The sequence below is a fragment of the Microcystis sp. M53602_WE12 genome, from assembly GCF_030065455.1.
GTDB classification, from domain to species: domain Bacteria; phylum Cyanobacteriota; class Cyanobacteriia; order Cyanobacteriales; family Microcystaceae; genus Microcystis; species Microcystis aeruginosa.
The window spans coordinates 1-10694 of sequence record NZ_JASJFB010000787.1; the positions used below are offsets into that span (position 1 = coordinate 1).

The 10694-nt window shown below is 41.4% G+C and carries 7 protein-coding genes and 1 pseudogene; 6 read left to right on the forward strand and 2 right to left on the reverse strand.

Annotated elements, in window-relative coordinates; translation table 11 throughout:
* Positions 1 to 196: 196 nt before the first annotated feature.
* From PX482_RS24115 to PX482_RS24125, 3 genes are all read left to right on the forward strand, one after another.
* A complete protein-coding gene (locus tag PX482_RS24115; protein ID WP_288093120.1) occupies positions 197 to 1360 on the forward strand; it encodes a pyridoxal phosphate-dependent aminotransferase in 1164 nt (387 codons plus the stop codon).
* Between the two features lie 320 nt (positions 1361 to 1680).
* On the forward strand, positions 1681 to 3378 hold the full coding sequence (locus tag PX482_RS24120; RefSeq protein WP_288093118.1) for an SPFH domain-containing protein: 1698 nt from the start codon (positions 1681 to 1683) through the stop codon (positions 3376 to 3378).
* A 94-nt stretch (positions 3379 to 3472) separates the two neighbouring features.
* A complete protein-coding gene (locus PX482_RS24125; RefSeq protein WP_288093115.1) occupies positions 3473 to 6724 on the forward strand; it encodes a DUF4257 domain-containing protein in 3252 nt (1083 codons plus the stop codon).
* 85 nt (positions 6725 to 6809) lie between these two features.
* Here PX482_RS24125 and PX482_RS24130 read toward each other — a convergent pair whose 3' ends face one another.
* Positions 6810 to 7040, reverse strand: a complete 231-nt coding sequence (locus tag PX482_RS24130) for a hypothetical protein (RefSeq protein WP_223212964.1) — start codon at positions 7038 to 7040, stop codon at positions 6810 to 6812.
* Positions 7041 to 7195: 155 nt separating this feature from the next.
* On the opposite strand from PX482_RS24130, the gene PX482_RS24135 reads away from it, so the two are divergent.
* The gene (locus PX482_RS24135; RefSeq protein WP_002757799.1) at positions 7196 to 7954 is read left to right on the forward strand and encodes an HNH endonuclease; all 759 of its coding nucleotides are present in this window, start codon (positions 7196 to 7198) and stop codon (positions 7952 to 7954) included.
* On the opposite strand, the gene PX482_RS24140 is transcribed toward PX482_RS24135, so the two are convergent.
* Entirely contained in the window at positions 7947 to 8987 is a 1041-nt protein-coding gene (locus PX482_RS24140) for a DNA cytosine methyltransferase (protein WP_288093112.1), read from the reverse strand. The two genes, PX482_RS24135 and PX482_RS24140, sit on opposite strands and share 8 nt — an antisense overlap.
* A 299-nt stretch (positions 8988 to 9286) precedes the next feature.
* On the opposite strand from PX482_RS24140, the gene PX482_RS24145 reads away from it, so the two are divergent.
* Both PX482_RS24145 and PX482_RS24150 read left to right on the forward strand, forming a co-directional pair.
* Positions 9287 to 10324 (forward strand): fatty acid desaturase, encoded by a 1038-nt coding sequence (locus PX482_RS24145; protein WP_002757796.1) that lies wholly within the window; start codon positions 9287 to 9289, stop codon positions 10322 to 10324.
* Between the two features lie 35 nt (positions 10325 to 10359).
* Positions 10360 to 10455: pseudogene (locus PX482_RS24150) on the forward strand (nucleotidyltransferase family protein); the annotation flags it as partial.
* Between the last annotated feature and the right edge of the window lie 239 nt (positions 10456 to 10694).

Here is a 10694-nt window from a genome sequence, read left to right on the forward strand (position 1 = left end):
CACCCCACACCCCACCCCCCACCGCCCCACCCCCCCCACCCCACACCCCACTTCCCCACTTCCCCATCACCCCACACCCATCCCTAAGCGCCGCAATTCCGGAGATTATATAAAAAAACACCCAGAACAATCGAGGTGATGGACGATACTAAAGGTTGTGTAGGTCATCAGAAAAGCCCTTTCAGGGTAAAATACTATGAAACTAGCGTCACGAGTCAATCAAGTTACTCCCTCCCTTACCCTAGCTATCGACTCTCTGGCCAAGGAAATGAAGAAAAACGGCGAAGATGTCTGTAGTTTTAGCGCCGGGGAGCCAGATTTCGACACACCCACTCACATCAGAGCTGCCGCGAAAAAGGCCCTCGATGAGGGAAAAACTCGCTACGGACCGGCTGCCGGGGAAGCGGGGTTAAGAAAAGCCATCGCCGAGAAATTGCTGCGGGATAATCAATTAGCATACAATGCCGATAATGTCATCGTTACCAATGGCGGTAAACAGTCTCTCTACAATCTAATCATGGCGTTAATTGAAGCGGGGGACGAAGTAATTATTCCCGCACCCTACTGGTTGAGTTATCCTGAAATGGTGACGTTAGCGGGGGGAACATCGGTTATCGTTAACACTAGCCTAGAGAATCACTATAAAATCACCCCCGAACAGCTAGAAGCGGCAATTACACCGAAAACTAAATTATTTGTCCTCAATTCTCCCTCTAATCCCACCGGTATTGTCTATACTCCCGAAGAAATCGCAGCTTTAGCAAACATTGTGGTTGAAAAGGATATTTTAGTGGTTTCTGATGAAATTTACGAGAAAATCCTCTACGATGGCGCAATTCACCGCAGTATCGCTTCTTTTGGTCCAGAAATCTTTCAGCGCAGTATTATTAGTAATGGTTTTGCTAAAGCTTTCTCGATGACGGGGTGGCGCGTCGGTTACATAGCAGGACCGGTGGAAATTGTCAAGGCCATGACTAAGATCCAAAGTCATAGTACCTCCAATGTCTGCACTTTTGCCCAATACGGTGCGATCGCTGCTTTAGAGAGTTCCCAAGATTGCATTGAGGAAATGGTCAAAGCTTTTAGCCAGCGCCGACAGTATATTTTAGAACGAGTGCGAGCCATTCCTGGACTCAATTGTCCTACTCCCAACGGTGCTTTTTATGTGTTTATCGATATTAGTCAAACTGGTTTAAAATCCCGGGATTTTTGTCAGAAACTCCTCGAAACCCAAAAAGTAGCCGCTATCCCCGGTATTGCTTTCGGTGCTGATGATTGTATTCGTCTTTCCTATGCTACAGACCTAAAGACGATTGAAAAAGGATTCGATCGCATTGATAAGTTTATCGGCACTTTGTAGGATGATTACTTTGTCTGTTAGGGTGAACAAAATTCGCCCTTTTTTTTCGGTTTTAACAGCTTAGGTGAGTTGCTCACCTAGAAGGTGATTCAGGCATATTTGAGTATAATTTTCTATCTCAATTGTTAAGCAAAAATCGACTAAATGTTAAGAGTTCGTAACTATTCTGATTGACTGGTATCACTGGAAATGCCCACGCAAACCACAAAATTGCACAATTGTCAATAGGGTTTGAGATGCGCTCACCCTGTAAATGAAACAGATCTACCCCTGAACGGTTATAAATTTTTGTTAACATATTATCTACCGGAAAACCATAAATGTTAAGATTGCTGGCAATTCCCGATCTGAATCTTTACTATATGAGAGCAGTACAACCCAGCCAAACAGAGCCTGTTATTGTCGCTCAATCTTCCCCTGAACCTTCCCTATCAAATCCACCGCCAGGTAACGGCAGTTTCCCTTTAGTGCCGATAGGAGTAACTGTTGTGCTTACTTTGATGCTGGTTGCTTTGTGGTCGCAAAAAGACAAAATTATTGGGGGTTTCAAGGCATGGACTGAACCAGAACCAGACTCAGACACGATTCGATCCCAAGAATTTGCTGTTGATATAGAAGTCTCAAATATTCGTACTCAGGATTATTTACGAGCCAATGTACAAGCGACAATTTATGTCTTTATTGCCGACACAAAAGAAGACAACCAAAAGGCTCAAAAATTTTTGGTAGAAGAAGACAGTATTTCAACCGTAGCCGTAGAGAAAGCTGTTAAAAAACGCGCCGAAACCGCCCTACGAGGAAGTGCCAGTAAACATACATTAGACTATCTGCATACAAATCGCACAGAGGTGGGAAAAGAGGCTACGACTATACTTGGTAACTGCCTAAATCCTCTAGGATTAACTGTTAGAGACCTAGTTATTGGTGAAATTGAAGAAAGTGCCAACTACACTCCTAACAACTATTTCGATGCCAAGGCAGTTGAGGCTCGAACAAAAGTGATTCAACCGGCAATTCTGGCAACTCGCACGGAAGAGTTAAAGACGGAAGAAGCAATACGAAAACAGGAATTAGATACGGAAGAAACAATACGAAAACAGGAATTAGAGAAAGGCAGAGATATAAGGCTAAAGGAATTAGAGATAGGGATTGAACTGGAAAATCAAGAGCTTACACATCAAGAAACATCTTTGAAAAATTTAGAAACACTAGAAAGAGTCGAAAAGGCAAAGATCGACCACGAGCTAAAGATCGAAACCTACCAAAATGATAAAGAAAAAGAACTACAGGAGGCGCTCGAAATCTCTGAATTAGCTTTAAAGAAAAAGCTCGAAATTGCTGAGTTAAACGACAAAAAAGAGCTAGAATCCCTCAAACACAAAACAGAGATTGAAATTCAACTTAACAAGCTCCTACAAGACACAGACTTAATTGAGAAAAATAAAACGTTTCGCTTAAAACAAGCAACAGTCAATCAAGAAATAGAAACGGGAGAAATTGCTGCAACCATCTCGATTATTAGTAAAGAAAAAGAACGGCTGGAAACAGAAATAGAACGCGCCGAAGCAGAAGAAGCTGTTACTACAGCAATTGAAAAAGCCCAAGCCGAACGCCAGAAGCTGCAAGCGGAAATAGCCGCAGAGTCAGTGGAGAACGAAGCAAAAACTATCGAACGTTTGGCAGAAGCAGAAGGTAAGCGTTACCATCTCATACCGGCTACGGATGCCGAGCGCACGGCTAAAATGGTTCGGGAGTTAGCACCTCAATTAATAGAAAATTTACCCCAGGTTGTTGAAATTGCTAAAGCATTAGCTCCCCAAGCGGGGATTTTGGGAGACTCCAATATCTATAATTTTCCCAATGGAAATGGAGAAGAGATTAACAAGTTGATGCTTTCCACCAGTGGTATGTTACTGATTCAATCTTTACTAAATGGTAAGTTAGGAGATTTATTAGGTAAATCGCTCCGCTCTTTGAATAACGATAGCAACAGCGGACAGGATAATTCTGACGGATAAGTAACAGCGAGATTGAGTCATCTAAGCCCATTAATCCCTGCCAATAAAAATAATTTTTCAACAGTAAACAAACTGAGTTTTGGAGTCTAAATTCATGAAAAAAGCAAAACAAAAACCTCCCCTAACATTTCCCCCCTTTCCCAAAGCTATTAATTTCCTCCTGACCTTTTTCTTGGGACTTGGTATGGCTCTTTGCTTTGCTTGGTTAATCAGTCTTACAAGTACGTCTCCCTGTCCACCAGATATATCTGAGGGACAGGAAAAGGTAAAATGTATCACCAAAACAATTAATATTACTGGGTTGCTAAAAAATTTCTCGTATGACGTAAGTCCTCTCTATCTAAGCCTGATACTAGCTGGGGCACTTGGTGGATTACTTTACTCCATATTGCTTGACGGCGAGTTAGAATTGCCGTCTTGGAGTAAGAAAAATCCCAATAATCTCAACCCTGGCTTTTTGGGAGAAATTTTTGTTGGCATAGGTGGGGCATTTATCGCCTATAAGTTCTTACCCCAGGAACTTAGAAACCTTGGCGATCCGGGCTTAGAAATCACGATTTTTGTCACTGGATTGGTGGGCGGCTACGGTGGTAAAGCTATCCTAGATGCGGCATTAAAGAAGGTAATTAACCGTATAGACACGGCTAATGAAGCCAAAGAGATAGCAGAATCTCAGGCAAAAGAACTCGAAGAAAAAACATACATCCGCAATCTAGTCAACCAGCAGATTCAAGAAGGGCTAAATCAGTCCGAATTATCAGAAATGCAAGAGAAACTTGAATCTGCTACTGATGATGTTAAAGAACGTGCTTTTAATCTTGCCCATGATGCCCGTAGCTTGGGAAGGAGAACTCTAACATTTAAAGATCGGGTCAATAGAACAATTCCGATTTTTGAGGCTCTGGTAGCCAGTGATAACAATAATGCCTCGTATAATGCAGAGTTAGGTTATGCTTATATCAGTTCACAGCCTCCTGATTTAGACAAAGCCATCTCCTATCTCGATCGCGCCATCGAACTACGAATACCGGGGGCATCAACGGAGGGAGATAGCTGGAAGTACGAAATGAATCGGGCGATCGCCCGAATTGGCCTTGGCAATTCTCAATCAAGGGATGATATCCTAAAGGATTTGTTTGCTGTTGAGCAGAGGAAAGGACTAGCGCAAGCTATTGACGAGTATGAAAGGGATGGAGTAGATGGGGGAAATAATTCCATAAAAAACTGGCTGATCCAAAATCAAGATTGGGTGAGTCAACAGACTAACGGGAAAGCCTTACTTGATAAAATTCAACTTTCTGCGGTGGCGAAACCTGTCACCTCAACCTTATCAGTAACCCAGAATCGGGCAGATTTGGTCGCTGCCCCCCCCAATACAAAGATTAAAGCAACCATTAAAACCTATCTGAAAAAGCAGCCCATTGATTCATCACAACTCGGTGAAAACGAGAAAAAAGAAGTTCCTGTGGGTACAGAGTATAAAATCCTCAAGCATTCACAAGAATCTGATGGACATTACCTCGTTGAATTAGACTACGGCCAGGGAATTTGGTATGTTTGGTCAGATCACTGGTACTTACCCTGGGAACACAAGATACTATCATCTGTTCCCCAGTCCAGTAAAAATGGTTCAGCGCGGGAAGCCATTGACCAATTATCAAGAATTTCTGCCATCTCCCTAACAAATAGAGGAACCCTCAAAGCCGCAGCCACCCGCTCGATTCAAAGATCAGCTACAGCCACAAAGGTAGAACCCGAAAATTGGGTCATTGCGCCCCCCAATACCATCATCAAGGCAACTACTAAAACCTATCTGAAAAAGCAGCCTATTGATTCATCAGACCTCGGTGAAAACGAGAAAAAAGAAGTTCCTGTGGGCAAAGAATACAAAGTCCTCAAGTATTCAGAAGAAATTGACGGACATTGCCTAGTGGAGTTAGACTACGGTGCTGGCATTTGGTATCTTTGGTCGGATCATTGGCATTTACCTTGGCAAAAATCTAGCAAAGACAATGGCCGATCATCTGTATCCGCGCCAGAATCAAGTCAGCATCAAGGCGTTAATCTTGTAACTCGTCAGCAAGCTGAGTCTGTCTATGGACGTAAAATGAGTGATCAACAATTCAATGACTTAAACTCTTGTTTACAGCGATTTGAAATTAATACAGTGCCACGAATTAGACATTTCCTCAGCCAAACAGCCCATGAAAGTGCAGGTTTGCAATACATGACGGAAATTTGGGGGCCGAGCCAAGTAGCTGCTCAACGAACATATGATCCCCCCTATCCTAAAGCAAAAGAGCTAGGTAATACGAAAATTGGTGAAGGGAAAAAGTATCGCGGAGCAGGTGTAATTCAATTGACTGGTAAGTATAATTATCAAGCTTTTTCTCGTTTTATTAATGATCCCAAGGTGATGGATGGCGCAGATTACGTTGGTGCCAATTATCCTTTTACCAGTGCTGGATTTTGGTGGAAGAATAATAACATGAATGCTCTTTGCGATCGGGGTGGAACTGTTAAAGAGGTAACAAAAAAAGTTAATGGTGGTTATAACGGACTATCGGATCGTCAACGTTATTACGATAAAGCTTGTCAAGTTATCAAACAATTACCTTCTACACCTTTACATACGGAAGAGTTAGCCGCAAAGCCCGAAACAGTCAAGGCAGCAACCTCGACTACCACTGCTCAATCATTTGGGAGCCTTGACTTGGGTAATGATTTGGCCAGCCGAATCATTAAATATATGAAAACAAAAGGCTATCAAGTCTTCACGAATCCGAGAGAATATAACATTGTCTATGTAGAAGGCATGAATCCTAATGGAACCCTCAATGATGATCGTCCCAATGAGTTCAATGATCTGCGTATGGTAATTGAGTTTAAAAATGGGAAACCAGAAATTGTTGGGAGTTGGGAAGCTACCACAGAGCCTGGTGATAAATATACTTACAGTCCTCAAAATCCAAACGGGGCCGCTCGCATCAAGTTCGGACAGTACCAAGCATGGATCAAAGCTTGGCACCCCATGCCCAAAAGTTCAAAAAGTCATGAAGCACTGTTTCAGACCCAACCTATCGAGGTGTACCGAGACTCCAACAAGGATTTTCGACGGGATGGGGACAGGATTCAGAAGGGTATATTTGGCATTAATCAGCACTGGGGCTATGATTTGCCGAAAAATGCCATTAGTGGAGCAAGTGCCGGTTGTCTCGTGGGACGAACAAAACAAGGACACAAAGAATTTATGGCAATCATCAAGCAGGATAAACGCTACCTATCAGACCCTAATTATGTATTCTATACAACGGTTATCCCCGGTGATGATTTAGAGGACGTTTGAAAAGGGTCAAGCTTAACGGAAAAATTTTCAGTACAAAACTACGAGGATGCTTAAATGACACTCACAACCATCGGCAGGGTACCGATTACTGGGAGATAGACAGCGTTAGAAAGTTGTTTAATAGCAGCGGTGCGAGAAACAGGAAAATTAATCTTTTTGTTTCTAAGAGACTTAAATGTCTTCCTTCCTTGCTATACAATGGAATCATGGCACCACCACCGCTAACGATAACCGCAAAAGTAGGAAAGGGTTTTTGGATAGAAATTGCTCGGATGCCACTAGACCTCATTTGATAAATATAAGTAGGTGGTTTCAATTAAATTGAAGATAGATTTTGTCTTTGATCCCTCCTGCTCACCTTGATAAGGGGGGTGCCGATCCCCCCTTAGTCCCCCCTTAATCCCCCCTTAATAAGGGGGGCATCTGACAATTTTTAACAGCCAGTTATCTGTAGTCTCTAGAGGTATTAAGATGAGTGGGATCAAGTTAGAAGATATTAGGGAAATTACCAAGAATCCTCAAGGAAAAGGATATTTAATTATCTTTAATGATAACAGAGTAATTATTTTATATAAAAAAAGAACTATTGCTGCTTTGCTAACTCTGATTAGGTATGGAGAAGGTTGTGAGAGCGATCTAACTAATGCGACCAATAATTTACAAGAGATAAAAACTATACTCAAGGGTAAAATTCCTGAAAATTTAATTCAAGACTCCTATGCTGATGCTAATAAACCTTTTAGCGAACTTTGGAATGAAGAGGGATTTAATTTTATTTATGCTCCCCCAGGACAAAAAAGATTAGGCAGTCAAAAATATATTTTAGATAGTTCCGATCATCAACAACTTTTTACCACTACTAAACCACCGATTAGAACACCTCCCTCATCCCTAATTCAGAGAAATATCTTAGAACAACAAAAAAATAAATGTAATTTTTCTGGCTCAATTCTTAAAAAGAAAGAAAATATCAATCAAAATACCTATGCTAGGGATCGAGTGCGTTTAGTTTGGGATCATCGGATTCCCGTAGAAAAAGGTGGAAATAGTGCCGATGACAATTTTCAAGCTCTCTGCTTCTATTGTAATAAATCCAAATGGCAAATCTGTAATCTTTGTAACTATGCTCCTGATAAATGTTCAGAATGCGTCTTAGCTTTTCCTGAAGTAACTAAGATGATTTTCCCCAGTCAAGAAAATATTGAAGACCGGCTAAATCGAGCTAATTAAGTGATTTAGTAATATTTATACCAATATGTTTAATGACTGGGGGACAGACAGCGTTAGAAAGTTGTTTAATAGCAGCGGTGCGAGAAACAGGAAAATAATAATCATCGGCAAATCCCATTAATCTTTTTATTTCTAAGAGACTTAAATGTCTTCTTTCCTTGCTATACACTGGAATCATGGCACCACCACCGCTAACACTAACTGCAAAAGTAGGAAAGGGTTTTTGGATAGAAATTGCTCGGATGCCACTAGATCTCATTTGATAAATACAATTATCATAATCTACATTAACACTTGCCCTTTCAATACTTATTCTTGTTTTTGGCAGTTGAAAAGATAATTGTTCGGCATTAATTCTGCCAGCATAATAATCAATATACTGCTGCCATTTTCCCGATATGGGAATTGAATAATCCCCTGGAACAATAATTTTTTCAATACCCACTTCTGCATGGCAAGGTTGGGGAAATTGAAAGTTTTTAATTCCTAAATCCTTTCGGAAAGCCAATAAAAAAAAGCGAGGTCTTGATTGAGGAATTTGGAAATATTTACTATCGATAACTGCATAAAAAGCCAGATAATTTATTTCTTTTAACTGGATTAATATATCTTTTAATATCTGCCCTTGATTTAAGCGCACGATATTACTAACATTTTCAAGAAAGATAACTTTAGGCTTTTTTTCATGGCAAATTCTGAGAATTTCCTGAATGGCTAGTCCGCGACTGTCTTGCCAACCTTTTTGTTGTCCTGCTCTGGAAAATGGCTGACAGGGAAATCCCCCACAAAAAACCTCAAAATCGGGAAGTAAGCTAGGAATTAAAGCTTCAACATCTTGCGGTTTTATGGATTCATGAAAATTGTGATTGTAGGTTTTCACACAATCTGGGTTATTTTCGTTGCTAAAAACACATTGCCAACCGATTTGTTCAAGACCGAGACGAAAGCCACCAATTCCCGCATAAAAATCGGCAAAAGTCAAGCAACTATGGGTAAAATTTTTGTTAGCTGGACGAATAGGTAACTCGTTCATAATGTTGATTGAATAACCGAGAGTCTTATCTATTTTCTCAGATATTATTGTACTAGATGTCCAAGGGGACAGATGGACAGACAGGGGGAGAATGTGATTGACTTTCCCTAGGGGCTTTTGTTAAGTTACATTAAGCCCTACAATATAATTCTGGTGAGTTAGACGAAATTCGCTCGATCGCTCGGTCTTATCTGCTCCTAGCTGAGATAGAGAAAAGATAGCGCATCGAGAAACAGAAAAGTTTAGTTCTCAAGCTTTCGTCAATACTGCCCTTGTCATCTACCTTGAGTTATAACCTAGTGTCCCAAACCCTACCTAAACCCTCCCTAAAAAGAGAATTTTTGCCATTTACCCTACAGGATGTCCGTCTAGCTATCCCGGCCCGTTGCTTCCAATCAAGCGTTTTTCGCTCTTTAGCTTACTTTTTTTTTGATATTGGCATTATTACCCTACTTTACTGGATAACTTACCAGATTAATCAAGCATGGTTCTTCCCCCTTTTTTGGTTTATGCAGGGAACCATGTTTTGGTCCTTATTTGTCGTCGGTCACGATTGCGGTCACGGTTCCTTTTCCCGTTATCGTTGGTTAAATAACTTAATCGGTCATCTCAGTCATACTCCCATTCTCGTACCTTTCCACGGTTGGCGCATCAGTCATCGCACCCATCACGCTAATACCGGCAATATCGACACCGATGAAAGTTGGTATCCCGTCACGGAAACCCAGTATAACAATATGGCTTGGTACGAAAAATTAGCTCGTTTTCAGCTAATTTTATTTGTTTATCCCCTTTATCTTTTCCGTCGTTCCCCTAATAAACAGGGGTCCCATTTTATGCCCGAAAGCCCCCTCTTTCGCCCCTCGGAACGGTGGCAGGTACTGACTAGCACCGTTTGCTGTACCTTTATGTTAGGTCTATTAATCGGGGTGGGTATTAGCTACGGCTTTTGGTTTCTGTTTAACTACTACATCATGCCCTATATCGTCTTTGTGGTTTGGTTGGACTTGGTGACATTCCTACACCACACCGAAGATGATATTCCCTGGTATCGCGGTCAAGATTGGTACTTTCTCAAAGGGGCGCTTTCTACCATCGATCGCGATTATGGCATCTTTAATCCCATCCATCACCAAATTGGTACTCACGTCGCCCATCATATTTTTATCACTATTCCCCACTATCATCTCCAAGAAGCAACCGAGGCCATCCGTCCCGTCTTAGGAGACTATTATCGCGTCTCGAAAGAACCGATTTTCAAATCTCTCTGGCGGTCCTACCGCAATTGTCATTTTGTCAGTGACCAAGGCAGTAAGATTTTTTACCGCAAAAACTGATCCTATCTTAGCTATCAGGAGGAAACGGCAGCAAAATCTGCCTCCTCCTCTCACACCGAGAAGAGTTGCCAAAACTGGGGGTAAAGTCTTTGTCTTTATTTGGTTCAGTGGCAAGGGATGAAGCTGATGCAGTGAAATTGGCTAATGATTCGGTAGTAGTGCCGTAGCCCTCTTGCTTACCTGGTATGAATTGTGTAAAATATTTAGGGTCTGCTGAATAATGGTAAAACCCTTTTAAAATAAGGCTTTTGACCTGTTAAAATCCGATGTTCATGCTGCGAAAATCCGATTGGGACTCTCAAAAACCTTGCATTATCCCTCTCGTAGTACATAAATTGGTACAAAAAAAAGAGGGCAACAAAGCCTGAAA

Bases quoted from the DNA above. Each gene is read 5' to 3' on its own strand.
- PX482_RS24115 (WP_288093120.1), top strand. From the start codon at position 197: ATGAAACTAGCGTCACGAGTCAATCAAGTTACTCCCTCCCTTACCCTA.
- PX482_RS24120 (WP_288093118.1), top strand. From the start codon at position 1,681: ATGTTAAGATTGCTGGCAATTCCCGATCTGAATCTTTACTATATGAGA.
- PX482_RS24125 (WP_288093115.1), top strand. From the start codon at position 3,473: ATGAAAAAAGCAAAACAAAAACCTCCCCTAACATTTCCCCCCTTTCCC.
- PX482_RS24135 (WP_002757799.1), top strand. From the start codon at position 7,196: ATGAGTGGGATCAAGTTAGAAGATATTAGGGAAATTACCAAGAATCCT.
- PX482_RS24140 (WP_288093112.1), bottom strand. From the start codon at position 8,987: ATGAACGAGTTACCTATTCGTCCAGCTAACAAAAATTTTACCCATAGT.